The following is a 25570-nucleotide window of genomic DNA, read 5'->3' on the forward strand; positions in this document are numbered from 1 at the left end:
GGTGACCGGGCGGTTGCCCCCGGCCGCTCACGTATGATTTCGGCTTATGAATATCATCATCCTGGGCGCGGGCCGCGTGGGCGAAAGCGTCGCTGAAAGCCTGGTCTCCGAGCAAAACGACATCACCGTCATTGACCAGGACCCGGCACGCCTGCGCTTGCTGGAAGAGCGCCTGGACCTGCGCGGCGTGGTGGGCAATGGCATCCAGCCTTCGGTGCTGCAAGAGGCGGGTGCCAAGGATGCCGACATGCTGATCGCCTGCGCCGCGGCAGACGAATCGAATCTGGTGGTCTGCAAGATTGCCCACGACCTGTTCAACGTGCCCACCACCATCGCCCGGCTGCGTTCGCCCGAGTTCAATGAAGGCGATGAACTGCTGGGCAAATCGGGTTTCGCGGTGGACCATGTGATCTGCCCGGAAGAGTCGGTCACCCGTTACATCGAGCAACTCATACAGTATCCCGAGGCCTTGCAGGTGCTTGAATTTGCCGAGGGCCGGGTCAGCCTGATCGTGGTGCGCGCCGCGGTCGATAGCCTGCTGGTGAACCACACCATTGCCGAGTTCCGTGACCGTTTGCCCGATGCCCAGATGCGCGTGGTGGCCCTGTACCGCCAAGACGCCCAGGTCGACGCCGCGCCCGAGACGCGCATCCTGCCCGGCGACGAGGTCTTTGTGCTGGCCGACACACGCAAGATCCGCATCGTGCTGGCGGGTATCCACAAAACCGACAAACCCGTGCAACGCCTGATGCTGGCTGGGGGCGGCAAAGTGGGCTTGCGCCTGGCGCGCATTCTGGCCAACCAGTACGACGTGAAGCTGATCGAGCGGGACAAAAAGCGCTGTGAATACCTGGCCAGCCAGCTGCCCTCGAGCACACTCATCCTCAACGGCGACGGTGCCGACGAAGACTTGCTGCACGAAGAAAACGTGGGCGAGATGGACCTGTTTCTGGCGCTGACCAGCGACGACGAAGACAACATCATGTCCGCCATGTTGGCCAAGCGCATGGGCGCGCGCCGCGTCATGGCCCTGATCAACCGCCGCGCTTACGCTGACATGATGCAGGGCAGCACGATCGACATCGCGATCTCGCCCGCGCAAACCGTGATCGGCGAGCTGTTGGCGCATTTGCGCCGGGGTGATGTGGCGGCGGTACACAGCTTGCGCCGGGGCGCGGCCGAAGCGCTGGAGGGCATTGCGCGCGGCGACCTCAAAACCTCCAAGCTGGTCGGGCGACGCGTTGAGGAAATCAAGCTGCCCCCGGGCGTGAGCATGGGTGCCATTGTCCGGGGCGAGGGTAAAAAGTCCGAGGTGCTCATGCCGCACCACGACACCCTGATCGAGGCCGACGACCACATCATTCTGTTCATCCCCAACAAGCGCGATGTGCGTGCGGTGGAAAAACTGTTCCAGGTCAGCGCGACCTTTTTCGGCTGATGCTCAAGACCTTTTTCCCCGTGCTGTCGCTGATGGCGCGCATCCTGCTCGCGTTTTCGGTCACCTTTCTGGTGCCCGGCATCTGGGCCTGGTTTGAAGACCACCGCGACCTGCAGTGGATCTGGCTGGCGGGTTTCGGTCTGACGGCCGTTAGCGGTTTGCTGTTGGCGGCCATCACCCAGCGCCATCGGCGCGAACTGCTGGCCAAGGACGGCTTCTTGCTGGTCAACCTGGTGTGGCTGGTGTTGCCCGCCTATTCGGCCTTGCCGCTCATGTTTCTGGTGCCCGAGATCACCTGGTTCAAGGCCTACTTTGAAGCCATGAGTGCGCTCACCGCCACCGGGGCCACGGCCTTGTCGGGGCTGGACCATTTGCCGGTGTCGGTCAACATCTGGCGCTGCTTTTTGCAGCTGATCGGTGGCCTGGGCATCATGCTGCTGGTGGTGGCGGTGCTGCCTTTGCTGGGGCTGGGCGGTGTGCAGCTGTACAAGGCCGAGACCCCCGGCCCCATGAAAGACACCAAGTTCACCCCTCGCATCGCCGAGACGGCGCGGGGCCTTTGGGGCGTTTACTTCTTGTTTTCGGGCGCGTGTTGGCTGGCCTACCGCTGGGCCGGCATGAGCTGGGCCGATGCCTTCATGCACATGTGCACCACCATGGGCCTGGGTGGTTTTTCTTCGCATGACGCCAGCTTTGCGCACTTCAATTCGCCCCTCATCGAAATGGTGGCCATCGTGTTCATGACGCTGGCGGGCATCAGTTTTGTGCGCTACTTCGTGGTGCTGCGCAGCCTGTCGCTCAAGCCCGTGACCGGTGACCATGAAATCCGCACCTATTTCGCGGTGCTGGTCTTGTCCACCCTGCTGCTCTCCGCCTTGTTGCTGGCCCATGGTGTGTACACCGATGTGCCGCAGGCTTTGCGTGCCAGCGCTTTCCATGTGGTGTCGCTGGCCACCACCACCGGCTATGCCGCCACCGATTACGCCCTGTGGCCTGTTTTTGCACCGGTCATGCTGATGTTTCTGGGCTGCTTCGTGTCGTGCGCGGGCTCCACGGGCGGCGGCATCAAGATGGTGCGCATGATTTTGTTGATCAAGCAGGCCCGGCGCGAGCTGGTGCGCATCATCCATCCGCGTGTGGTCAACCCGGTCACCTTGGGCGGCGGCGTGTTGCCCATGTCGGTCATGACGGCGGTGCTGGGCTTCATGCTGATTTATGGTGCCGCCACCATGGGCCTGAGCATGTTGCTCTTGCTCAGCGGCATGGACATCGTCACCGCGTTCTCGGCGGTGATCGCCACCGTCAACAACATTGGCCCCGGGCTGGGCGAGGTGGGGCCGTCGGGCAACTTCGGTGGTCTGAGCCCGTTTCAGCTGGGCGTGTTGACGTTTGCCATGCTGCTGGGCCGACTTGAATTGTTGTCGGTGCTGGTGCTGTTCAGTTCACACTTCTGGCGTAAATAAACCCGGCTCTTTTGCCGTTGACACGAGGAGACACACATGCCCATCACCAAAGGATTCCAAGCCCTCGTGGACGAGGCCATGGCCCAGGTCACCACGCACAGCGTGGATGACGTCCGCGCCCGCTTGAGCGACCCCCAAGTCCAGATCGTGGACATCCGCGACCCGCGCGAGCTGGAACGCGAGGGCACCTTGCCGGGCGCCTTGCTCGCGCCCCGGGGCATGCTCGAATTCTGGGTGGACCCGGCTTCGCCCTACTTCAAGCCCGTGTTCGCCGACGAAAGCAAACAGTTCATCCTGTTTTGCGGCGCAGGCTGGCGCAGCGCCCTGGCCACCAAAACCCTGCAAGACATGGGCATGACCAACGTGGCCCACATTGACGGCGGTTTTGCTGCCTGGAAAAAAGCCGCCGCTCCCACCGTCACGCTGGAGCAGCACAAGGCCGAAAGCGCCTCGCGCAAAGGGCATTGATGCTGTTTTCCTGTAGATCGGAGGCTTCAGCCTCGACGAACTGGGCGGGTCCAGCATGTCGGGGCCACAGCCAGTGACCTACAGCCCTGCCTGAAGCTGCCGACAAACCAAATCCATGAATTTGACCCCCTGCCCCTGTGGCCGCACCACCCCTAAAGGCCAAGCCCTGAGTCTGGCTGACTGCTGTGGCCCTCTGCACGACGGCCTGGCCGCGTCCGATGCCGAGCGCCTGATGCGCTCGCGTTACAGCGCCTTCGTGCTGGGCAACGTGCCGTATTTGCTCGCCACTTGGCACAGCAGCCACCGGCCTGTCGAACTGACGCTCGAAGCCGGGGCCAGATGGCTGGGGCTGGACATCAAACAGCACCGCGTCACGGGCGCTGACACGGCAGAGGTCGAATTTGTGGCCCGCTTTCGCGTTGGCGGTAAGGCCGTGCGCCAGCACGAACGCAGCCGCTTTGTGCGCGAGGAGGGGCGTTGGTTTTATGTGGATGGCGATGTCCTGTGATGGGGCACTTCGTACAGCTCGAGCGGCAGTCCGTCGGGGTCGGCAAAAAATACAAAGCGCTGTCCTGTGTATTCATCGGTGCGGATGTCTTCGACGGCGATGTTTTGGGCAAGCAGGTGTTGCACCCAAGCGGTGACGCTTTCGACGGCAAACGCCAGGTGGCGTAGACCTCGCGCTTCAGGGTAGCTTGGGCGAGGTGGCGCGCCTTTGAAAGAAAACAGCTCGACTTGAGCGCCATCCGGCAACACCATGTCCAGCTTCCAGGACGCACGTTCAGCTCTGAAGTTTTCAGCCAGTACCTTCAGGCCCAGCACTTGGGTGTAAAAGTGTTTGGACCGTTCGTAATCTGAACAAATGATGGCGGCGTGGTGGATGCGAAGCAGGTTGGGCATGGTGAGCGCTTTGGTGGTCAATTTGAGGTCGTAGTTTGCCTTGAAGCGATGGCTTTATGATCATTGGCATGAACTTTGAAGCCATTTTGTTTGACTGCGACGGCGTGCTGGTGGACAGCGAAGCCATCACCTGCGGCGTGCTGCGCGACATGTTCGAAGAGCAGGGCTGGCGCATGACGCTGGCCGAGTGCATGCAGCGCTTTGTAGGCCACACGGTCAAAAGTCAGCGTGACACCATTGAAGCGCACACAGGCGTGCCGTTGACCGACGCTTGGCTGGAACAGTTTTTTGCCCGGCGCAATGAGCGCTTGACGCAAAGCATCACCGCCATCGACGGCGTGCACGAAGCGGTGGCGCACCTGCACGACCACTGTCAGGGCCGCATTGCCGTGGCCTCCGGTGCCGACCGCTTCAAGGTCGAAATGATGCTCAGGCAAGTGGGGCTGATGGATTTTTTTGAAGGCCGGATTTTCAGTGGGCATGAGATGCCGCGCAGCAAGCCGCACCCCGATGTGTACCTGGCCGCAGCCGCGCACCTGCAGATCGACCCGGCGCGCTGTCTGGTGGTGGAAGACACCACGGTGGGCATCACGGCGGGCGTGGCCGCAGGAGCCACCGTGTGGGCCTATGCCGCGCCGCCCGCCGAGCATGCGCCGCTGTTGCAGGCTGGGGCGCACCGGGTGTTCACCGGCATGCACGCGCTACGTCTGGCTTGAGCCCGGATTGACGGGCGTTTTTCACGGCAACCTGGCCAGCCTGAACTCCTCAGGCGTTTGCCCCGTCCAGCCTTTGAACGCCCGCATGAAACTTTTCTCGTTCTGAAAACCCACCTCGGTGGTGATCTGTTTGATCGGGCGTTGCGTGCGCAGCAGCAGGTCCATGGCCAGGTCGCGTCGTACCGCGTCTTTGAGTTGCTGCAGGCTGGCCCCTTCTTCTTTGAGTTGGCGGTGCAGGGTGCGCGCCGAGAGGTTCAGCCAAGCGGCCAGGTCGTCGGCGTTGCGGCTGTGCTCGGGGTGTTCGGCCAGGGTCTGGCGTACCTTTTCCACCAGCAGGCGATCGCGCCGGTAGGGGCGTACCGTGAGCAACAAGGCGCGTTGCAGCATGCGTTGCAGGGCGGCCTCGTCGCGGCGCACCGGCAGGCTCAGGTAACCCGCGTCGAACTGCAGGCTGTGCGCTGGGCCGTTGAATTGCGTGGGGCCGTCAAACAGTACGCGGTAACTGTCCGCGTGGGACGGTGGGGCAAAGCGCAAGCTGGTTCGCAGCAGCGGAATGCGCGAGTCGGTCAGCCAGCACGCCACGCCCAATGCATTGCGCAGTACCGACACCACGGCAAATTCCTGCAGTGCACCCAGAGGCCGGTGCTCTTGCAGCTGCAAATGCGCCACGCCGGATTCGGTACTGACTTGCAGGTGAATGTCGTCGGTCAGCAGGCCGTGGTGGCGGCACCAACGCTGCAGCGCGACGCCCAAGGTGGGTGCGGTCAGTGAGGCACGCACCAGCATGCCGTAGCTGCCCCAAGGCAGGCGACGGCTGAACCAGCCCAAAGCCTCATCGTCCAGCTCGCGCATGGCGGTGGCCGACAGCCACTCCATTTGCAGCGCGGTGATGCGGGCATCGTCTCGGTTCAGTAAGTTTGGCGCAATTTGTGCCTCGGTCAGGGCAGGCATGGGGTCCATGTCGCGCTGGGTGTAGGCCTGCACAATGGCTTTGACAAAAGCCATTGGCGTCTCGGCACGACCGGTGAGGGGCGGGTGAAACGGGGCGGGCAGTGCATGGTCCATGTGGCTTGAAATTGTGGCACGATTTGCAACCCAATTGACGCCACAAGACACGCAAACGGGCCTAAGCTGGCAGGCATTGCACATTCGATGCGCCCTAGGACCGGGTCCGACGGGCCACAGCCAAGGAAGACACATGACTGTTTTGCACTCCCAACTGAACCCGCGTTCAGCTGATTTTCAGTCCAACGCCTCCGCCATGCGTGGCTTGGTCGATGACCTGCGCATCCACCTGGAGCGCGTGGCCCAAGGCGGTGGCGAAGGCCCCCGCGCCAAGCACACCGCCCGGGGCAAGCTGCTGCCGCGTGACCGCGTGCAAATGCTGCTCGACCCCGGCACGCCTTTCCTCGAAGTTGCACCGCTGGCTGCGCTCAACATGTACAACAACGACGCGCCCAGCGCGGGCGTGATCGTGGGCATTGGCCGCGTGAGCGGGGTGGACTGCATGATCGTCTGCAACGACGCCACGGTGAAGGGCGGCACCTATTACCCGATGACGGTGAAAAAGCATTTGCGTGCCCAAGAGATCGCACAGCAAAACCGCCTGCCCTGCATTTATCTGGTGGACTCGGGCGGTGCCAACTTGCCCAACCAAGACGAGGTCTTCCCCGACCGCGACCACTTTGGCCGCATCTTCTTCAACCAGGCCAACATGAGTGCTTTGGGCATTGCCCAGATCGCGGTGGTCATGGGCAGTTGCACAGCAGGCGGCGCTTATGTGCCCGCCATGAGCGACGAGACGATCATTGTCAAGAACCAGGGCACCATCTTTTTGGGTGGCCCGCCCTTGGTCAAGGCCGCCACGGGCGAAGTGGTTACCGCCGAAGATTTGGGCGGTGGCGACGTGCACACCCGTCTCTCCGGTGTGGCCGATCATCTGGCGCAAAACGATGTGCACGCGTTGGCATTGGCCCGTCAGGCCGTCAACAATTTGAATGCGCAAAAGGCCCCGAACATCGCCACGCACGCGCCCGTGCCACCCCAGTTCGACGCGCAAGAGCTGTATGGCGTGATCCCGACCGACACTCGCAAACCTTTTGATGTGCGCGAAATCATCGCCCGCATCGTCGATGGCTCCGAGTTCGACGAATTCAAATCGCGCTTTGGCACCACCTTGATTTGCGGCTTTGCCCGCATCGAAGGCATGCCGGTGGGCATCATCGCCAACAACGGCATCTTGTTCAGCGAGTCGGCTTTGAAGGGGGCGCACTTCATCGAGTTGTGCTGTCAGCGCAAGATCCCGCTGGTCTTCTTGCAAAACATCACGGGCTTCATGGTCGGCCGCAAATACGAAAACGAAGGCATTGCCCGCAACGGCGCGAAGATGGTCACGGCCGTGGCCACGGCCGCTGTGCCCAAGTTCACCATCATCATTGGCGGCAGCTTTGGCGCGGGCAACTACGGCATGTGCGGCCGCGCCTACAGCCCCCGCTTCTTGTGGATGTGGCCCAACGCACGCATCAGCGTCATGGGCGGCGAGCAGGCGGCCAGCGTCTTGGCCACGGTCAAGCGCGACGGCATTGAAGGCAAGGGCGGCCAGTGGAGCATGGAAGAAGAAGAAGCTTTCAAAGCGCCGATCAAGCAGCAATACGAAGATCAGGGCCACCCTTATTACGCCACCGCCCGCATCTGGGACGACGGCGTGATCGACCCGGCCGACACGCGTCGTGTGCTGGCGCTGGGCCTGAGCGCTTCGCTGAATGCCCCGATTCCCGAGACGAAATTTGGACTTTTCCGCATGTGATGTGTATGGTTTTGTAAAATCATACACATTCAGAAGGTTTCCAAATGCGCACCAACATCGTGATCGACGACAAGCTCATGGCCGACGTCATGGCTTCGGGGGATTTCAAGACAAAGAGGGAAGCGGTCGAAGAGGGCTTGCGACTGCTCAAGCGCAAGAAGGCTTATGCAGCGTTGTTGGCCGCGCGTGGCACTTTGTTTTGGGACGACTCCGACGAAGCCTGGGCCAAGGCGCGCGAAGAGCGGCAACTTGCAGAGACCGTGCAAGAACCTGTTGCAACTTATGCGGTCAAACCCGCCGTTGAAGTTCGAAAACCCCAAGCAGGCGCTGAAGCCAAGCGGCGTGGGAAAGGCAAGTCAACATGATTTTGCTGGACGCCAGCGTACTGATCGATCACTTTCGAGGCACGATCAACCCACAGACCCAACAGTTAAAGCGCTGGCTCACAGGGGAAGATGGGCCGCCCGACATTGGCGTAGCCGATCTGGTTATTTTTGAAGTGGTACGAGGCTTCTCCACAGCCAGTGCCCAGGCCCGGGCGCGGGACCTCCTGCTGGACTTGGAGGTGGTGGAAATTGGTGGCCTCGACAACGCCCTGCAGGCGGCCACACTCTATCAACGGTTGCGCCAATCTGGCCGCACCGTGCACAGCCCCATCGACGTGCTGCTGGCCAGTTACTGCATGACCCACGGCCACACGCTGCTGCACCGCGACGCAGATTTTGAATCACTCAAAACCTTGGGAGGGCTGGATACATGGCCACACTGAGCACGTCATCCAGCCCCTGGCATGTCCACTTTTTGCAACTGGCCCGCTACAACCGCTGGGCCACGGGCCGTTTGTTGGACGCGGTGGCGGTCTTGCCCGAGACCGACTACCGGCGCGATGTAGGCCTGTTTTTCAAAAGCCTCCATGGAACGCTCAACCACTTGCTCGTTGGCGAGCACATGCTGTGGTATCCGCGTTTTGCCAGAGGCGTGTTACCGGTGTTGGCCCTGGATGCCGAAATCGAGCCTGACCGTGAACGCTTGGCGCAGGCGCTCAAAGGCGGTGCAGTTAACTGGGTGCAACTGATTGGCACCTGGCCTGTCGAGCGTTTTGATGGCCAACTGAGCTACACCACCATGCGCGGTACGTCTGCCCATTTGCCATTTGCCGCCACGCTGGCGCATGTGTTCAACCACGCCACCCACCACCGTGGCCAGATCACGGCGGCCCTGACCGCCATGGGCCAGCCTTGCCCGGAGCTGGACATGGTGTATTTCCTTCAGACAGAACAGGCCCCCCAAGCATGAGCAAAGCCCTGAACATCTCCACCCAAGGTGGCGTGCAAACCATCACGCTGTCGCGCCCCGATGTGCGCAACGCCTTCAACGACGAGGTCATTGCCGAGCTGAAAAACGCTTTTCTGGCGGTGGCTCAAGACAGCGCCGTGCGCTGCGTGGTGTTGGCCGCCGAGGGCCCGGCTTTTTGCGCAGGCGCAGACCTCAACTGGATGCGCCGCATGGCCGACTACACCCGGGCCGAGAACCTGGCCGATGCGGGCGAGCTGGCTGCCATGCTGCGCGCCATCTACGAGTGCCCTCAGCCGACCATCGCCCGCGTGCAGGGCGATGTGTATGCGGGTGGCATGGGTTTGGTGGCGGCGTGCGACATGGCGGTGAGTGTGGATGCAGCGAATTACTGCCTGAGCGAAGTCAAGCTGGGCCTGATTCCGGCGACCATCAGCCCCTATGTGATCCGCGCCATGGGCGCACGCGCAGCGCACCGCTACTTTTTGACGGCCGAGCGCTTTGGCGCGGCCGAGGCGCACCGCATTGGCCTGGTGCACGAGGTGGTCAGCGCCGATGCGTTGGACGCGAAAGTGGCCGAGTTGACGCAAGCGCTGGTGAACGCTAGCCCCCACGCTGTGCGTGCCTGCAAGAAGCTGGTGCAGGACGTGGCCGAACGCGAGATCAACGACGCGTTGGTGGCGCAGACGGTGGCGGGTATCGCCGACATCCGTTCAAGTGTAGAGGGCAAAGAAGGCGTGCAGTCTTTCTTGCAAAAACGCAAACCTAATTGGTTGGGCTAAGGAAAAAACATGTTCAAAAAAATACTGATCGCCAACCGTGGCGAAATCGCCTGCCGCGTCGCGGCCACTGCCCGCCGGATGGGCATCCAAACCGTGGCTGTCTATTCAGACGCCGACGCTGGGGCCAAGCATGTGCAAGCCTGCGACGAAGCGGTGCATGTGGGCGGCAGCGCCCCCAAGGACAGCTACCTGCAGTGGCAGCGCATTCTGGACGCCGCCAAAGCCACGGGGGCCGAAGCCGTGCACCCCGGTTACGGTTTTTTGAGCGAGAACGAAGACTTCGCCAAGGCTTGCGCCGCAGCCGGTCTGGTGTTCATTGGTCCGCCCGCTTCGGCCATTTTGGCGATGGGTTTGAAAGCCGAGTCCAAGCGATTGATGGAGTCGGCCGGTGTGCCGCTGGTGCCCGGTTACCACGGGGCCGACCAAGACCCGGCGCTCTTGCAACGTGAGGCCGATCGCATCGGTTACCCAGCCCTGATCAAGGCCAGTGCGGGCGGTGGCGGCAAAGGCATGCGCGTGGTCGAAAATTCTGACGACTTCGCCGCAGCGCTGGCGAGCTGCAAGCGCGAAGCCATCAACAGCTTTGGCAGCGATGCGGTGCTGATTGAAAAGTACGTGCAGCGCCCGCGCCATATTGAGATCCAGGTGTTTGGCGACACGCAGGGCAACTGTGCGTATTTGTTCGAACGCGATTGCTCGGTGCAGCGCCGCCACCAAAAGGTGCTGGAAGAAGCCCCAGCCCCCGGCATGACCGAAGCCCTGCGCGCGCAAATGGGTGCAGCTGCTGTGGCCGCAGCCAAGGCGGTGAACTATGTGGGTGCAGGCACGGTGGAATTCATCGTCGAGCAAACCGCGTACGACCAGCCCGAGTCGATGAAGTTCTTTTTCATGGAGATGAACACGCGCTTGCAGGTGGAGCATCCCGTGACCGAAGCCATCACTGGGCTGGACTTGGTGGAATGGCAACTGCGTGTGGCCAGTGGCGAGCCATTGCCCTTGCAGCAAAGTGAAATCCGCATGACGGGCCACGCCATCGAGGCGCGCATTTGCGCCGAAAACCCGGACAACAACTTTTTGCCCGCCACGGGCACGCTGCAGGTGTACCGCAAGCCGCAAGCCAGCAGCTTCGAACGTGACACGATCCGCATCGACGACGGCGTGCGCGAGGGCGACACCATCAGCCCGTTTTACGATTCGATGGTGGCCAAGCTGATCGTGCACGGCGATACCCGCGAGCAAGCACTGGCCCGCCTTGATGTTGCGCTGGCCCAGACTCACATCGTGGGCCTGAACACCAACGTGCAGTTCTTGCGCCATGTGGTGCGCAGCGAGGCGTTTGCCACCGCCAAGCTCGACACCGCGCTCATCCAGCGCGAAGCCGCCGTCCTCTTCAAACAAGAAACCGTGGGCCTGCCCGCTGCCGTGGCTGCGGTGGTGGCGCACACATTGCACGCTGAAAAAGCCTTGCAGGGCGCAGACCCCTTCAGCCGCCGCGATGGCTGGCAGTCGCACGGCCTGGCGCAGCGTCGCTTTGAATTTGTCTGGCAAGACCAGCCGCGCTCGGCCCGTCTGAACTATTTGCATGACGGCGCTTTGAGCCTGTCGATGGAAGGCGATGACGCCAGCGCTGGCGTGCTGACATTTGCCGCCGATGGCGCTGGCCTGTGGGTGCAGTGGGGTAGCGCCCCACGCCGCTTCAGTCAGCTCGACTGGCAAGGCGAAACCGCGCACCTCTTCACGCCCCAAGGCGCAACCCGCATCACCGTGCTCGACCCGCTGGCGCACGCCGGAGAAGCCGCGCAAGAAGGCGGTCGCCTCACGGCCCCTATGCCCGGCAAGGTGGTGTCCTTTGCCGTGAAGGCCGGAGACAAAGTCAAAGCGGGTCAGCCGCTGGCGGTGATGGAGGCCATGAAGATGGAGCACACCATCAGTGCTCCGCAAGACGGCACGGTGGCCGAGCTGCTGTACGCACCCGGCGATCAGGTCACCGAGGGCGCGGAGCTGCTCAAGCTGACTGCGTGATGGGCCGAGGTGTTACCCCAGCGGTCATCGCGAGCGCAGCGTGGCGATCCAGTTGATTCGATCGCTGTAGGTCGGAGCTTCAGCTCCGACATGGTGCACCGCGAACCGCATGTCGGGGCTGAAGCCGCCGACCTCCTGGATGACAACCTGGGTGACACGCCGGGTATCCCTCTGCTGACAAAATCCGAGCATGAACATCACGATCTGTTTTGATAAGTTGCCGCCCGAGCCTTGGGTGCAGGGCTTGCAGCAAGCCTTCCCGCAGGCCAGTGTGTCTGCCTGGGCACCCGGTGCGCCCGTGGCCGACCACGCCATTGTCTGGGCCCCTCCTCAGCAGTTCATCGACGAACAGCGCGGCCTGAAAGCCCTGTTCAACATCGGCGCAGGCGTGGACGCCTTGCTGCAGCTGAAATTGCCGCCAAGCCTCAAGGTGGTGCGCCTGGACGACGCGGGCATGTCGGTGCAGATGGCCGAATACGTGTGCCATGCGGTGATCCGGCACTTCCGAGAGTTCGATGGTTACGACGCCGACACCCAAACGGGCAAATGGTCGTACCGCAAGCCGCGCAGCAGGGCCGACTTTGCGGTGGGCGTGATGGGCCTGGGTGTGTTGGGCGAGCGCGTGGCCAAAGCGCTACAGGTGTTTGACTTTCCGGTCAACGGCTACAGCCGCAGCGCCAAAAACCTGCCTGGCATCCGCTGCTTCAGCGGGGCGCAGGGCTTGCCAGAATTCCTGGCCGCCACACGCGTGCTGGTCAACCTGATGCCGCTCACGCCCGAGACCGAAAACATCCTCAACCAGTCCACCCTGTCGCAGCTGCAAAAGGGTGGTTACGTCATCAACGTGGCCCGGGGGAGGCATCTGGTTGAAGAAGACCTGATTACCCTGATCGACAGCGGTCATCTGTCCGGGGCTACGCTCGATGTGTTCCGCACCGAGCCACTGCCTGCTGAGCACCCGTTTTGGCGTCACCCCCAAATCATCGTCACGCCCCATACCTCGGCCCGCACCCTGCGCGAAGAAAGCATCACTCAAATCGTGGGCAAAATCCAGGCCTTGCAGCGCGGCGAAGCCATCAACGGTGTCGTCGACCCCCAACGCGGTTATTGAGCAGAAAGATAAACACCATGGCCCTTCCTTTACGCGTTCAGCTCATCGACGTCGGCCCCCGCGACGGTCTGCAAAACGAAAAACAACCGGTGCCTGCGTCGGTCAAGATTGAACTGGTGCACCGCCTGCAAGCCGCAGGCCTGACCGAGATCGAGGTCACCAGTTTTGTTTCTCCGAAGTGGGTGCCGCAGATGGCCGACAACGCCGAGGTGATGGGCGGCATCACACGCCAAAACGGTGTGCGCTATTCGGTGCTCACGCCCAACCTGCAAGGCTTTGAAGCCGCACGCCTGACGAAGCCCAACGAGATCGTCGTCTTTGGCGCGGCCAGCGAAGCCTTCAGCCAGAAGAACATCAACTGCTCCATTGCCGAAAGCATCGAGCGCTTCGCCCCCGTGGTGCAGGCGGCACTGGCCGCAGGCATCGCGGTGCGGGGTGCCATGAGTTGCACGGTGGGCTGTCCTTACGAGGGCGATGTGGCCCCCGAGCGCGTGGCGTATCTGGCGGGTCTGATGAAGCAAATCGGCGTGCAGCGCGTGGACGTGGCCGACACGATTGGCGTGGGCACGCCGCTCAAGGTGCAAAAGGCCATTGAGGCAACGCAGCAGCACTTCGATGTGGACCACATCTGCGGCCACTTTCATGACACCTACGGACAGGCCTTGTCCAACACGCTGACGGCACTGCAGATGGGCGTCTGGAATTTCCAGTCGTCTGTCGCGGGCTTGGGCGGTTGCCCTTATGCCAAGGGAGCCACAGGCAATGTGGCGACCGAAGACGTGGTCTACCTGCTGCACGGCATGGGCATTGAAACCGGCATCGATCTGGACAAGCTGATCGATGCAGGTGCGTTCATCAGCGATTTTCTGGGCCGCCCCTCCGGCTCGCGTGTGGCCCGGGCCATCCTCAACAAGCGGGCGGGCTGAACCATGTGCGGATCAGAACTCCATGCCTTGCCTGAGGGCGTTCAACGCGTGGCCCGTGTGTTGCAGGACGCTGCGCACCCACACGCCCCGGTCATGCTCGATGGTGCAGCCCGCACCGCGCAAGAAGCCGCCGATGGCTTGGGGGTGCAGCTGGGCCAGATTGCCAAGAGCGTGATCTTCAAGCGCAAGCAAGATGGCTTGGCCGTGCTGGTGGTGGCCTCGGGCGACCGTCGGGTGGACGAGAAGAAAGTCTCTGCCCTGGTGGGCAAAATCGGCCGTGCCGATGCCGATTTCGTCAAAGCCCAAACGGGCTTCACGATCGGTGGCGTGTCACCCGTGGCGCACCTGAACCCGCCAGTGACCTTGCTCGATCAAGACCTGTGGCGCTTTGACGTGGTCTGGGCAGCGGCCGGGCATCCGCATGGCGTGTTCCAGTTGCAGCCCGAAGACCTCCAGCGCCTGACCGGCGCGCCGGTGGCCGATGTGGCCCAGGCAGAAGCCAGAACGGATGAGGTCACCGCATGATGCGCCGCTTCCAGAAATTGGCCGAACGTGCGGCGCAGGTGCTGGCCGAAGCGGTTCCGCATGTGCCTTCGCCTTGCGTCTCGGTGTGCGTGATGCATCCGCAGACCGGCTTGTGCGAAGGTTGTTTGCGCACCCTGTCTGAAATCGGTGACTGGAGCCGTTTGCCGGACGATGCCAAGCGGCAGGTCTGGCAGCGCATTCAGGTGCGCCTGTCATCGGTCTCGTCGAACTGATCCCGCCGCGTCAGTCGCTGCGCTCCACCACGATCAACACATTGCAGGGCGACTCTTCCACCAGCGACTTGGCGGTGGAGCCACTCCACCAGCGGCGCAGCAGGTTCTTTTCGTGCTTGTGGCCCACCACCAGCAAGTCCGCCGACACCTGCTCGGCGTGGCTGGTCAGCGCCTTGATGACTTCGCCTTTGAGAACAGCCCCTTGTGCGGCAAAACCCATGGCTTTCAAGGTGGCCACGCCTTCATTCAGTTGCGCTGTCAACTGCTGCTCCATGGCCGCCGTGTTGGTCGAGGTGTAATAACCCATTTCCATCGATCCCACATCCAGGGGCGTGGGCACCACCGCCACCAAGGTCAGCTGGGGCTGCCCCCAATGCGCCAGTTCCCTGATTTCCAGCAGCGCTTTTTGCCCGCTGGCCGAGCCGTCGTAAGCCAAAATGATGTGCTTGTACATGGAGCCTCCTTGTGTGACGGGCCCGCTGGCCTGGGTGTCATGGACTGCGCCTGAAAGAACAGGCTTGCTGGAAATTTTACGGACAAGCCCGATCCCGCAAGTCAGTGTTGACCCTATAGACTGTGTACCGTCACGCACCGAACCCAAGCCATGAAAACGATTCACTTTTACCTGGACTTCATTTCTCCTTATGCTTGGTTGGCTTTTGACGCCTTGCCCAAGGCGTTGCAAGGCATCAGCCACAAGGTGGTGCACAAGCCGGTGTTGTTTGCCAGCATGCTCAAACACCATGGGCATTTGGGTCCCGCCGAAATCAGCAGCAAACGCGACTGGACTTACCGGCAGGTGTTGTGGCTGGCCCGGCAGCAAGGAACGACCTTGCAGTTGCCTGCCATGCACCCGTTCAATCCCCTGGGTTTGTTGCGCTTGGCCACTGCCTGCGATGCCGATGGCGAGCCCAATCGATTTGTGTGTGAAAAGCTGTTTCAGCATGTCTGGTGCACGGGGCTGGACGCCGCGGATCCGGAGCGTTTGCTGCAGTTGAATGCGCAATTGGCACCGGGACGCGATCCCGTGAGTGCCGAGGTCAAGCAGGCGCTGCAAGCCCACGCCGATGAGGCCATTGCACTTGGCGTTTTTGGGGTGCCAAGCTTTGTGGTGGATGACCAACTGTTTTGGGGTCAGGACGCATTGCCCATGCTGCGTGCGTATTTGAAGGGCGATCCCTGGTTTGATGGTCCCGATTGGCATGCGCCGGCGCAGTGTCGGGTGGGCATTCGCCGTTGAGTCAGTCAGTGGTCGACTCTTGGGCTTCCCAGCGGTTCATGAGCCAGGCGTAGACCACGACGACGGCCAGAAAAATCAGGATCGAGCCTTGTGCCGCCATCCAGAAATGGAAAGGCCAGCCCCACACTTCAAATGACAGACGGCGCGCAAAAAAACCAGGACCGAAACTGGCGGCAGCCCAGACCAACAGCAGGACAACCGTCAAACGCCGTTGGCGTGTTTTCAGTGCAGGGGAGGGCGTCGGAATTTCGACCATGTCCAAGCATAGGGGACAAAGCGGTCCATCTTGCGCTCAGTGTTTTCCCTTGGCCTGCGTGGTCAAACGTATTGTTACAAGGGTTTTTACTTATTTTTCCGACGGTGTTCCAGATAAATTTCCTAGGGTTTAACCCCTTGAAAAGGGTATTTGAAGGGCAACCGCCCACTGAATCAAAGGGTTAACCCTTGCGCTGTAAGCTGGCGTTGGATAAGCGTCAGAAGCGGGTCAGAGCCAGCACCAAGAATCGCAGCAAGTCTTCATGTTGGAGACTGCATTTTTTGGAGACAGCTTATGGCTACAACAGTAGACCGCCCGATGTCGGCGGAAGAGAAGAAGGTGATTTTTGCCTCTTCTCTGGGTACCGTGTTTGAGTGGTACGACTTTTACCTGTACGGATCGCTTGCCGCGATCATTGCAAAACAGTTCTTCAGTGGTCTGGACGAAGGCTCTGCCTTCATCTTCGCGCTGCTGGCGTTTGCTGCCGGTTTCATCGTGCGTCCTTTCGGCGCGCTGGTGTTCGGCCGTTTGGGCGACATGATCGGTCGCAAGTACACCTTCCTGGTGACCATTTTGCTGATGGGTGCATCCACCTTCATCGTCGGTATCTTGCCTAACTACGCCAGCATCGGCGTGGCCGCTCCCATCATCCTGATCTGCTTGCGTTTGCTGCAAGGCTTGGCACTGGGTGGTGAGTACGGTGGTGCTGCCACTTATGTGGCCGAGCACGCCCCTCACGGCAAGCGCGGTGCCTACACCGCCTGGATCCAGACCACCGCGACTTTGGGCTTGTTCTTGTCGTTGATGGTGATTTTGGGCACACGGACCATCATCGGTGAAGAAGCCTTCGCCGACTGGGGCTGGCGCGTGCCGTTCATTGTTTCGATCATCATGTTGATCATCTCGGTCTACATCCGTTTGAGCATGAACGAATCGCCTGCTTTCGTGAAAATGAAAGCCGAAGGCAAGACCTCCAAAGCGCCTCTGTCCGAAGCTTTCGGCCAGTGGAAAAACCTGAAGATCGTGATCTTGGCCCTGATCGGTCTGACTGCCGGTCAAGCCGTGGTCTGGTACTCCGGTCAGTTCTACGCCTTGTTCTTCTTGACGCAAGCCCTCAAGGTGGACGGTGCGACTGCCAACATCATGGTCGCGATCTCGCTGATCATCGGCACACCTTTCTTCATCGTGTTCGGCGCACTGTCTGACAAGATTGGCCGCAAGCCGATCATCTTGGCCGGTTGCCTGTTGGCCGCTTTGACGTACTTCCCTGTGTTCAAGGCTTTGACAAAAGCAGCCAACCCCGACTTGGCCGCAGCCCAGGCCGCATCGCAAGTGGTGGTGATTGCTGATCCAGCCGAGTGCTCGTTCCAGTTCAACCCCACAGGGACTGTGAAGTTCACATCGTCTTGCGACATTGCCAAGCAACGTTTGGCTGGCGCTTCGGTGAGCTACTCCAACGAAGTGGCACCTGCCGGTACACCTGCCATCATCAAAGTGGGCGCGACGACCGTTCAGGTCAAGTACTCTGCTGAAGACGTGGCTGCCGCCAAGGCCAAGGCCGAGGAAAAACTGGCTGCCCTGAACGCGGCTGAACCTAAAGACGCCAAGGCGATCGAAGCTGCCACCAAGTCAGTCAAAGACCTGAGCAACGAGAAGACCGCTGGTGCTACTTTGCTGGGCGCCAACCTGGGTGCGGCCTTGAAAGCGGCCAACTACCCAGCCAAAGCTGACATGGCCAAGTTCGACAAAGTCACCGTCATCATGATCCTCACCTATTTGGTGCTGCTCGTGACCATGGTGTACGGCCCCATCGCCGCCATGCTGGTTGAAATGTTCCCCACCCGCATCCGTTACACCTCCATGTCCCTGCCTTACCACATCGGTAACGGCTGGTTCGGTGGCCTGTTGCCCACCACGGCGTTCGCCATCGTGGCCCAGACCGGTAACATGTACAACGGCCTGTGGTACCCGATCATCATCGCCGGTGCAACCGTCGTGATCGGTGGCTTGTTCATCAAGGAAACCAAAGACGTCGACATCTACGCTGACGACTGATCGATCTTGTAAGCATCCCGGGGTGACTCGGGTGCTACATTCTGGGCCTTCCCTCTGTGGAGGGCCTTTTTCATGATTGGAGATGAACTATGTGGAAAATTGCTGTTGGATTTGTGATCTTTGCTGCCTTGGGGATTTATGTGATCAGCAAGGGCGGTGACAAGTTGGACATGGGTGGTGAAAAGCATGGTGCCGATGCTGTGCATGTCGAGCCAGCCAAGGCCGATGCCTCTGCTGCGCCTGCTGCAGCCCCTGCTGCTGACGCCAGCGCTGCCAAATAAACGTTCTCGACAGGCCTGGCGAAGCTCAGGCCCGCCCAGTCAAAGCCACGCCTGTGCGTGGCTTTTCTTTTGGGCGGCAGAAATGTCATGGTCTGCGACCTAGAATGTTCGGCCTTCACCCCATAAAGCCCAGCATGTCCCAAGGTCTCATCCGCATCCGTGGTGCCCGTCAGCACAACCTCAAAAATCTCGATCTGGACATCCGCACAGGCGAGTTGACGGTGGTCACCGGCCCCAGTGGCTCGGGCAAGTCGAGCCTGGTGTTCGACACGCTGTACGCCGAAGGCCAGCGCCGCTATGTAGAGACCTTCAGCGCCTATGCCCGACAGTTTTTGGACCGCATGGACAAACCGGCGGTCGACAAGGTCGAAGGCGTGCCCCCGGCGATTGCGATCGACCAGACCAACCCGGTGCGCAGCTCGCGCTCCACCGTGGGCACCATGACCGAGCTGAACGACCACCTGAAGCTGTTGTTCGCCCGCTTGGGCCAGCTGTTTGACAAAGACACCGCGCAGCCCGTGCGCCACGACAACCCCGACACGATTTATGCCGAACTGGCCCAGCGTGCCGCGCAAGCGGGCGACCCGCGCCTGTACCTGACTTTTCCGGTCGAGCTGCCCGCGAACACCAGCGCCGAGCAGGTTGAGCAGTGGCTGTCGGCCAGCGGCTTCACCAAGGTGCAGGCCGAGCGCGAAGTGGCCACCCTGACCGGCCCGCGCAAAGTGCTGGACGTGATCGCCGACCGTTTCCGTTTGGGCAAGGCCGAAAAAGCCCGCGTGGTCGAAGCCATCGAAGTGGCCCTCAAACGTGGCGGCCGCCTGAATGTGTATGTGGAGAAATCGGGGTCAGATCCCAATTTCTCCGCTGCTGCTTCCTCTGAAGCCGCCTTCGACATCTGGCGCTTTTCTACGGGCCTGCATTGCCCCGACAGCGACCAGCGCTACACCGACCCGATCCCGTCGATGTTCTCCTTCAACTCCGCCGTGGGCGCGTGCGAGACCTGCCGCGGCTTTGGGCGCGTGATCGGGGTCGATTACGGTTTGGTCATTCCCAACCCCAAGCTCACGCTGCGGGCCGGGGCCATCAAGACGCTGCAAACGCCCGCCTGGCAAGAAAACCAGGACGATCTGATGCGCCACGCAGAGGCCGCAGGCATTCCGCGTGACACCGCTTGGGACAAGCTGACGAAAGCGCAACAAGATTGGGTGATCCACGGCTCGCCCGAGTGGAAGGGGCGCTGGAACCACCAGTGGTATGGCGTGAAGCGCTTTTTTGAGTACCTGGAGAGCAAGGCCTACAAGATGCACATCCGGGTGCTCTTGTCCAAGTACCGCAGTTACACCGAATGCCCAACCTGCCAAGGGGCGCGTTTGAAGACCGAGAGTTTGCTCTGGCGCATTGGCAGCCATTCCGATGCCGATGGTGTCTTGCCGGTGGAAAAACGCTTCATGCCGGCGGGTGTGAATTGGACGCGTGCGCAGTTGGAGGCGCTGCCGGGTTTGAGTTTGCACGACATGATGATCATGCCGCTCGATCGTTTGCGTTTGTTTTTTGACCGGGTGTCGGCGTCGGGTCATTTGGGGCAGGCTGCTGTGGGCATGGCAGGGGAGGCTCCGGCCGGGGATGGGCTGGGCTCCTCATACGGCGGGGGTACGCCCAAATCGTCGCCCAGCCCATCCCCGGCCGAAGCCGTAGGAGCGGGTGCAAACGCACCGACACACGGAGTCACCAAGACGGCGGTTGATACAGCGACCGAGAGGGCGCTAGACGCTCGATCGACCACAAGGTCTGCATCAGAGCGGGGGGCGGGCGACGATTTGGGCGTACCCCCGCCGTATGAGGAGCCCGCCCCCCGCTCTGATGCAGACCGGACCTCAGCAGAAACCACCGAAGCAAATCAGGCAAAAAACCAAGGCCCAAGCGCCGAACAAAAAGCCCTGCAACTCTTGCTGGAAGAAATCACCACCCGCCTCAAATACCTGTGCGACGTGGGCATTGGTTACCTCACCCTCGACCGCCAAAGCCGCACCTTGAGCGGCGGCGAAGTCCAGCGCATCAACCTCACCACTGCTCTGGGCACCAGCCTCGTCAACACCTTGTTCGTATTGGACGAACCCAGCATCGGCCTGCACCCGCGTGACATGCACCGCATCACCTTGGCCATGCACCGCCTGCGCGACGCGGGTAATACGCTGGTGGTGGTCGAGCACGACCCGGCGGTGATGATGGCCGCCGACCGCATGATCGACATGGGCCCTGGCCCGGGCGAGCGAGGCGGGCAAATCGTGTTTGATGGCACCACCGCCGACCTGCGCAACGCCGACACGCTCACGGGCGCTTATTTGGGCGGGCGCAAACAAGTGGGCCTGGGCTTCAAGCGCATGGTCACCGACAGCACGCCGCGTTTGATTTTGGAAGGTGCACGCGAGCACAACCTGCAAAACATCAGCGTGGACTTTCCCCTGCAGCGCCTGGTCACCATCACCGGCGTCAGCGGTTCGGGCAAGTCGAGTCTGATCCAGGACGTGCTGGCCCCGGCCCTGATGCGGCACTTTGGCAAGGCCACAGAAACGCCCGGCGCGCACGACCGCTTGCTGGGCGCCGACCACCTGAGCGATGTGGTGTTTGTGGACCAGTCGCCCATTGGCAAAACCGCACGTTCCAACCCGGTGAGTTATGTGGGCGCGTGGGACTCGATCCGCGAAATTTTTGCGACTGCGCCGCTGTCGCGCCAGCGCGGCTACACCGCCAGCAAGTTCAGCTTCAACGGTGGCGATGGCCGCTGCCCCACATGCGGCGGCTCGGGCTTTGAGCACGTCGAGATGCAGTTTTTGAGCGATGTGTATTTGCGCTGCCCCGACTGTGACGGCAAGCGCTACCGGCCTGAAATTCTGGAGATCACCGTCGAGCGCCAGGCCTTGGGTCAGGCGCAGCCGCGCCATCTGAATGTGGCCGATGTGCTGGACTTGACGGTGAGCGAAGCGGCCGCTTTGTTCGCACAAGACCGCGACGTGATCCGCGCCCTGCAACCCATCGTCGATGTGGGCCTGGAATACGTGAAGCTGGGCCAGCCTGTGCCCACCTTGTCGGGTGGTGAGGCGCAGCGCCTCAAGCTTGCAGGCTTTTTGGCCGAGGCCGCCAAAAGCGCCTCCAAGAGCCGCCAGAGTCTGGCGCGCAAGGGCACGCTGTTTTTGTTTGACGAGCCGACCACGGGCCTGCATTTTGATGACATCGCCAAGCTCATGCGGGCTTTGCGCAAGCTGCTTGAAGCGGGGCATTCGCTCATCGTCATCGAGCACAACCTGGACGTGATCCGCGCCAGCGATTGGCTGATCGATTTGGGGCCAGAAGGCGGTTATGCCGGAGGCCTGATTGTGGCCGAGGGTACGCCGGACGATGTGCGCCAACACGCCACATCGCACACGGGGCTGGCGCTTCGTGAATATGCGGCTGCGATGGGCGAGGTGTTTGTGGTGGCTGAGCGGTTGAGTGCGGATGTGTACGTTGGTGGGGGCGAGGCTGCGGTGTCAGCGGGTTCCTCATACGGCGGGGGTACGCCCAAATCGTCACCCGCTGACACCGCAGCCTCGCTGGCTCGCGTTCGAGGCGTGGAGGGTGCCTCCTCACTGGTTCCGGTTGCTCGGCGTGCGCCTGTGTTGAACAACAACATCCAGATCGTCAACGCCAAAGAGCACAATCTCAAAAACCTGAGCGTGGACATTCCACGCGGCAAGTTCAATGTGGTCACTGGCGTGAGTGGTTCGGGCAAATCCACGCTGGCGTTTGACATCCTGTTCAACGAAGGCCAGCGCCGTTATTTGGAAAGCCTGAACGCCTACGCGCGAAGCATCGTGCAACCCGCAGGCCGCCCTGAGGTGGATGCGGTGTATGGCATTCCGCCCACCGTGGCGATTGAGCAGCGCTTGTCGCGCGGCGGCCGCAAATCCACCGTGGGCACCACCACCGAGGTCTGGCATTTCTTGCGCCTGCTGTACGTCAAGCTGGGCATTCAGCATTGCGTGCACGACAACACGCCGGTGCAGCCGCAAACGCCCGACAGCATCATCGCGCAGCTGATGACGCAGTTCCGGGGGCAGCACATTGGCCTGTTGGCTCCGCTGGTCAGCAACCGCAAAGGCGTTTACACCGAGCTGGCCGATTGGGCGCGGCCGCGTGGCTACACGCACTTGCGCGTCGATGGTGACTTTTTGCCCACGCAAGGTTTTCCGCGCATCGACCGGTTTAAAGAGCACAACATCGAACTGCCGGTGGCCAGTCTGGACGTGTTGCCGTCCAGCGAAACCGCGCTGCGCCAGGCGCTGACCAAAACGCTGGAACACGGCAAAGGCGTGGTGCATGTGCTGAGTGATTTGGATGGTTTGCGCGAAGCCATGTTCAGCGGCGAGTCCACCGCTCGCATTGGGCAGCACCGCGTGTTTTCGACGCTGCGGGCTTGCCCGGCCTGCGACACCTCGTATGCCGAACTGGACCCGCGCCTGTTCTCGTACAACAGCAAACACGGCTGGTGCCCCGACTGCGTGGGCACAGGCGTCAAGCTCAGCAAGGACGAGCGCAAAGTGTTCGACGATTCGGTGCGTGACGACAAAGACAAAGGCCGCGAGCAGACCTTTGCCGAGCCCGAAATCGAAGACTTGGCCAACGTGGCCTGCCCGAGTTGCGAAGGCACCCGGCTGAACGCCACGGCACGCGCCGTGCGGCTCGGCTCTGCGCCGGGCCAAGGCTGGCGCATCACCGACATCGCCAGTTTGTCGGTGACCGACGTGCGGCATTGGGTGGACAAGTTGCAACTCACCGGCCGCGATGCCGACATCGCCCGCGATCTGGTGCCCGAAATCAAGAGCCGCCTGGAGTTTCTGGAAGAGGTCGGCCTGGGTTACCTCACGCTCGACCGGGGCGCACCCACACTGTCGGGCGGCGAGGCGCAGCGCATCCGCCTGGCCGCGCAACTGGGCAGCAACCTGCAAGGCGTGTGCTACGTGCTGGACGAACCCACCATTGGCCTGCACGCCCGCGACAACCAGATTTTGCTGAACGCCTTGCAAAGTCTGAGCGACAAGGGCAACACGCTGGTGGTGGTGGAGCACGACGAAGACACGATCCGCCGAGCCGACCACATCATCGACATCGGCCCCAGCGCCGGCAAACGCGGTGGCCGCTTGGTGGCACAAGGCTCGGTGGCCGACATCACGGCTTCTGCCGACTCACAAACCGGTCGCTATTTGCTGCACGCGATGAAGCATCCGATGCAAGTACGCAGGGTGGTGGATGCTTCTGCGTGGGGCCATGCCGTGGGCTCCTCATACGGCGGGGGTACGCCAAAATCGTCGCCCACGCCACCGCCCCACGCAGAGGCGGTGGAGAAATTGGGGTCAGATCCCCATTCTTTGCAAGCTGCGACGGCCGCTGAAACCGCCATCACAACTGCAACGGCCACCGCCAAAGTTAAAGGCAAAAAGAAAGCCGCTCAGCCCGCTGTAGCAGAAACGCCCGAAGTGCTCACACCCCAGTGGCTCACCCTCACCGGTGCCAACTTGCACAACCTGCGCCAGGTCGATGTGCAAGTGCCTCTGAAACGATTGGTGGCCGTCACTGGTGTCAGTGGCTCCGGCAAGTCCACCTTGGCCCGAGATGTGCTGTTGGCGAACGTGCAAGCGTTGGTCAGCCAGCGCTCCACCTTTGCGGGCCGCACGGCACAAGACGCAGGCCAGCGCGTGGCCTTGAGCGCGTGCAGCGATGTGCAAGGCTTTGAGACCATTGACCGTGTGCTCGAAGTGGATCAAACCCCGATTGGCAAAACACCGCGCTCTTGCCCGGCCACTTACATCGGTTTTTGGGACACGATCCGCAAACTGTTTGCGGAAACGTTAGAAGCGAAAGCGCGTGGCTATGCGGCCGGGCGCTTCAGCTTCAACACCGGCGAAGGCCGCTGCCCTGGCTGCGAAGGCCAGGGCATGCGCACCATTGAGATGAGCTTTTTGCCGGATGTGAAAGTGCCCTGTGAAACTTGCCGGGGTGCCCGGTTCAACCCCGAAACGCTGGCCGTCACCTGGCGCGGCAAGAGCATTGGCGACGTGCTGCAGATGGAAGTGGATGAAGCGGTGGACTTTTTTGCCACCATGCCGAGCATCGCGCACCCCTTGCAGCTGCTCAAGGACGTGGGTCTGGGTTACCTCACGCTGGGGCAGCCATCACCCACATTGAGTGGTGGCGAGGCACAGCGCATCAAGCTGGTGACCGAACTCACCAAGGTGCGCGACGAAGTGGGCAAGCGCGGCAACAAAGCGCCGCACACTTTGTATGTGCTGGACGAGCCCACGGTGGGTCTGCACATGGCCGATGTGGACAAGCTCATCAGCGTGTTGCACCGCTTGGTGAATGCAGGCCACAGCGTGATCGTGATCGAACACGACCTGGACGTGATCGCCGAGGCCGACTGGGTGATTGACCTGGGGCCGGAAGGCGGGAATGCCGGTGGCCGCATCGTGGCGGCCATGACGCCTGAAGCCTTGGTGCGCTTGGGCACGCACACGGGCAAGGCGCTGAGGCCAGTGCTGGCACGGGTGTGAGGTTGGACAAAGCCGGTCGAAGCCGTTTGCAGGACGCTTGCGCCGGAGCACGGGTTCACGCCGTAGGCATCAATTCAGGGGGCTGACCACTTCCAGTGTGATGGCTTGCCCGTGCGGCGTGCGCTCAGCTGCGGCCAGCCAGGCGTGTTCGAGGTCGTGGAGTTGCTCGGGCGTGCCCAGTTGGCGCTCGATCACCAGCAGCTCCAGCGCATTGAGCCAGTGCGTGTAATACAGGCTGCCGTCGTCGGCTTCGCCGCGCGTTTGGCCCGCGCGGATTTCGCGCGTCAGGGCATCGGCCCACTGCGGCCAGGTGAACACGCCTTTTTCGTGCAGCTGCAAGGTCATGGCAAAGGCGTGGGCCTGCCAGGGCGCTTCAAACACCGCGCCGTTGTGGGCTGTGGGGGGCATGGGAAAGCCGTCGCCACAGGCTTTGGCCAGATCGTTCAGGGTGGGGGTCATATTTGGGTC

General features: G+C 61.7%; 25 protein-coding genes. 19 read left to right on the top strand and 6 right to left on the bottom strand.

Annotated features, from left to right (window positions below; genetic code table 11):
* The first annotated feature begins 46 nt into the window (after positions 1–46).
* The 4 genes from trkA to B9Z47_RS12980 all read left to right on the top strand — a co-directional run bounded on the left by trkA (position 47) and on the right by B9Z47_RS12980 (position 3877).
* On the top strand, positions 47–1438 hold the full coding sequence (gene trkA, locus B9Z47_RS12965) for a Trk system potassium transporter TrkA (RefSeq protein ID WP_108331660.1): 1392 nt from the start codon (positions 47–49) through the stop codon (positions 1436–1438).
* The gene (locus tag B9Z47_RS12970; RefSeq protein WP_108331661.1) at positions 1438–2901 is read left to right on the top strand and encodes a TrkH family potassium uptake protein; all 1464 of its coding nucleotides are present in this window, start codon (positions 1438–1440) and stop codon (positions 2899–2901) included. The genes trkA and B9Z47_RS12970 overlap by 1 nt, the downstream gene beginning before the upstream one ends.
* A gap of 36 nt (positions 2902–2937) precedes the next feature.
* Entirely contained in the window at positions 2938–3369 is a 432-nt protein-coding gene (locus B9Z47_RS12975; protein WP_108331662.1) for a rhodanese-like domain-containing protein, read from the top strand.
* A gap of 115 nt (positions 3370–3484) precedes the next feature.
* A complete protein-coding gene (locus B9Z47_RS12980; protein WP_108331663.1) occupies positions 3485–3877 on the top strand; it encodes a YchJ family protein in 393 nt (130 codons plus the stop codon).
* Here B9Z47_RS12980 and B9Z47_RS12985 read toward each other — a convergent pair.
* Complete coding sequence (locus tag B9Z47_RS12985) at positions 3853–4269, bottom strand: VOC family protein (RefSeq protein WP_108331764.1); 417 nt, start codon at positions 4267–4269, stop codon at positions 3853–3855. The genes B9Z47_RS12980 and B9Z47_RS12985 overlap by 25 nt on opposite strands.
* A gap of 68 nt (positions 4270–4337) precedes the next feature.
* On the opposite strand from B9Z47_RS12985, the gene B9Z47_RS12990 reads away from it, so the two are divergent.
* A complete protein-coding gene (locus tag B9Z47_RS12990) occupies positions 4338–4985 on the top strand; it encodes an HAD family phosphatase (protein ID WP_108331765.1) in 648 nt (215 codons plus the stop codon).
* Between the two features lie 21 nt (positions 4986–5006).
* On the opposite strand, the gene B9Z47_RS12995 is transcribed toward B9Z47_RS12990, so the two are convergent.
* Positions 5007–6050 (bottom strand): AraC family transcriptional regulator, encoded by a 1044-nt coding sequence (locus B9Z47_RS12995; RefSeq protein WP_108331664.1) that lies wholly within the window; start codon positions 6048–6050, stop codon positions 5007–5009.
* 133 nt (positions 6051–6183) lie between these two features.
* Between B9Z47_RS12995 and B9Z47_RS13000 the strand changes: the two genes are divergently transcribed.
* From B9Z47_RS13000 to B9Z47_RS13025, 6 genes are read left to right on the top strand one after another with little or no spacing between them, the layout of a single operon-like run.
* Complete coding sequence (locus tag B9Z47_RS13000) at positions 6184–7791, top strand: carboxyl transferase domain-containing protein (protein ID WP_108331665.1); 1608 nt, start codon at positions 6184–6186, stop codon at positions 7789–7791.
* Between the two features lie 44 nt (positions 7792–7835).
* Positions 7836–8156: a type II toxin-antitoxin system VapB family antitoxin gene (locus tag B9Z47_RS13005; RefSeq protein WP_108331666.1), complete on the top strand. Its 321-nt coding sequence runs from the start codon at positions 7836–7838 to the stop codon at positions 8154–8156.
* Positions 8153–8560 carry a PIN domain-containing protein gene (locus B9Z47_RS13010; RefSeq protein ID WP_108331667.1) on the top strand — a complete coding sequence of 136 codons (408 nt, stop codon included), beginning with the start codon at positions 8153–8155 and terminating at the stop codon, positions 8558–8560. The genes B9Z47_RS13005 and B9Z47_RS13010 overlap by 4 nt, the downstream gene beginning before the upstream one ends.
* On the top strand, positions 8548–9087 hold the full coding sequence (locus tag B9Z47_RS13015) for a DinB family protein (protein ID WP_108331668.1): 540 nt from the start codon (positions 8548–8550) through the stop codon (positions 9085–9087). Before B9Z47_RS13010 ends, B9Z47_RS13015 begins: the two co-directional genes overlap by 13 nt.
* On the top strand, positions 9084–9866 hold the full coding sequence (locus B9Z47_RS13020) for an enoyl-CoA hydratase/isomerase family protein (protein WP_108331669.1): 783 nt from the start codon (positions 9084–9086) through the stop codon (positions 9864–9866). The genes B9Z47_RS13015 and B9Z47_RS13020 overlap by 4 nt, the downstream gene beginning before the upstream one ends.
* A 9-nt stretch (positions 9867–9875) precedes the next feature.
* Positions 9876–11888, top strand: a complete 2013-nt coding sequence (locus tag B9Z47_RS13025) for an acetyl/propionyl/methylcrotonyl-CoA carboxylase subunit alpha (RefSeq protein ID WP_108331670.1) — start codon at positions 9876–9878, stop codon at positions 11886–11888.
* A 24-nt stretch (positions 11889–11912) separates the two neighbouring features.
* Here B9Z47_RS13025 and B9Z47_RS18590 read toward each other — a convergent pair whose 3' ends face one another.
* Positions 11913–12086 carry a hypothetical protein gene (locus B9Z47_RS18590; protein ID WP_158271686.1) on the bottom strand — a complete coding sequence of 58 codons (174 nt, stop codon included), beginning with the start codon at positions 12084–12086 and terminating at the stop codon, positions 11913–11915.
* On the opposite strand from B9Z47_RS18590, the gene B9Z47_RS13030 reads away from it, so the two are divergent.
* From B9Z47_RS13030 to B9Z47_RS13045, 4 genes are read left to right on the top strand one after another with little or no spacing between them, the layout of a single operon-like run.
* On the top strand, positions 12079–12999 hold the full coding sequence (locus B9Z47_RS13030; RefSeq protein WP_108331671.1) for a glyoxylate/hydroxypyruvate reductase A: 921 nt from the start codon (positions 12079–12081) through the stop codon (positions 12997–12999). The genes B9Z47_RS18590 and B9Z47_RS13030 overlap by 8 nt on opposite strands.
* A gap of 17 nt (positions 13000–13016) precedes the next feature.
* Positions 13017–13925 (top strand): hydroxymethylglutaryl-CoA lyase, encoded by a 909-nt coding sequence (locus B9Z47_RS13035; protein WP_108331672.1) that lies wholly within the window; start codon positions 13017–13019, stop codon positions 13923–13925.
* 3 nt (positions 13926–13928) lie between these two features.
* Entirely contained in the window at positions 13929–14450 is a 522-nt protein-coding gene (locus B9Z47_RS13040; RefSeq protein WP_108331673.1) for a YbaK/EbsC family protein, read from the top strand.
* The gene (locus B9Z47_RS13045; RefSeq protein ID WP_108331674.1) at positions 14447–14683 is read left to right on the top strand and encodes a DUF1289 domain-containing protein; all 237 of its coding nucleotides are present in this window, start codon (positions 14447–14449) and stop codon (positions 14681–14683) included. Before B9Z47_RS13040 ends, B9Z47_RS13045 begins: the two co-directional genes overlap by 4 nt.
* Before the next feature lie 10 nt (positions 14684–14693).
* Here B9Z47_RS13045 and B9Z47_RS13050 read toward each other — a convergent pair whose 3' ends face one another.
* Positions 14694–15137: a universal stress protein gene (locus B9Z47_RS13050; RefSeq protein WP_108331675.1), complete on the bottom strand. Its 444-nt coding sequence runs from the start codon at positions 15135–15137 to the stop codon at positions 14694–14696.
* A gap of 150 nt (positions 15138–15287) precedes the next feature.
* Here B9Z47_RS13050 and B9Z47_RS13055 point away from each other — a divergent pair, with 150 nt between their 5' ends.
* Positions 15288–15923, top strand: a complete 636-nt coding sequence (locus B9Z47_RS13055) for a 2-hydroxychromene-2-carboxylate isomerase (RefSeq protein ID WP_108331676.1) — start codon at positions 15288–15290, stop codon at positions 15921–15923.
* A 1-nt stretch (position 15924) separates the two neighbouring features.
* Here B9Z47_RS13055 and B9Z47_RS13060 read toward each other — a convergent pair whose 3' ends face one another.
* Positions 15925–16179 (bottom strand): DUF4212 domain-containing protein, encoded by a 255-nt coding sequence (locus tag B9Z47_RS13060; RefSeq protein ID WP_108331677.1) that lies wholly within the window; start codon positions 16177–16179, stop codon positions 15925–15927.
* A gap of 294 nt (positions 16180–16473) precedes the next feature.
* Here B9Z47_RS13060 and B9Z47_RS13065 point away from each other — a divergent pair, with 294 nt between their 5' ends.
* The 3 genes from B9Z47_RS13065 to B9Z47_RS13075 all read left to right on the top strand — a co-directional run bounded on the left by B9Z47_RS13065 (position 16474) and on the right by B9Z47_RS13075 (position 25102).
* On the top strand, positions 16474–18234 hold the full coding sequence (locus tag B9Z47_RS13065; RefSeq protein ID WP_108331678.1) for an MFS transporter: 1761 nt from the start codon (positions 16474–16476) through the stop codon (positions 18232–18234).
* Between the two features lie 89 nt (positions 18235–18323).
* Positions 18324–18515 (top strand): hypothetical protein, encoded by a 192-nt coding sequence (locus tag B9Z47_RS13070; RefSeq protein WP_108331679.1) that lies wholly within the window; start codon positions 18324–18326, stop codon positions 18513–18515.
* Between the two features lie 440 nt (positions 18516–18955).
* Positions 18956–25102: an excinuclease ABC subunit UvrA gene (locus B9Z47_RS13075; protein WP_369912296.1), complete on the top strand. Its 6147-nt coding sequence runs from the start codon at positions 18956–18958 to the stop codon at positions 25100–25102.
* Between the two features lie 69 nt (positions 25103–25171).
* Here the strand turns inward: B9Z47_RS13075 and B9Z47_RS13080 are convergent, their stop codons facing one another.
* The gene (locus tag B9Z47_RS13080; protein ID WP_233253795.1) at positions 25172–25561 is read right to left on the bottom strand and encodes a nitrile hydratase accessory protein; all 390 of its coding nucleotides are present in this window, start codon (positions 25559–25561) and stop codon (positions 25172–25174) included.
* Positions 25562–25570 lie beyond the last annotated feature (9 nt).

The organism is Limnohabitans sp. 2KL-1 (assembly GCF_003063435.1).
Lineage (GTDB): Bacteria > Pseudomonadota > Gammaproteobacteria > Burkholderiales > Burkholderiaceae_C > Limnohabitans_A.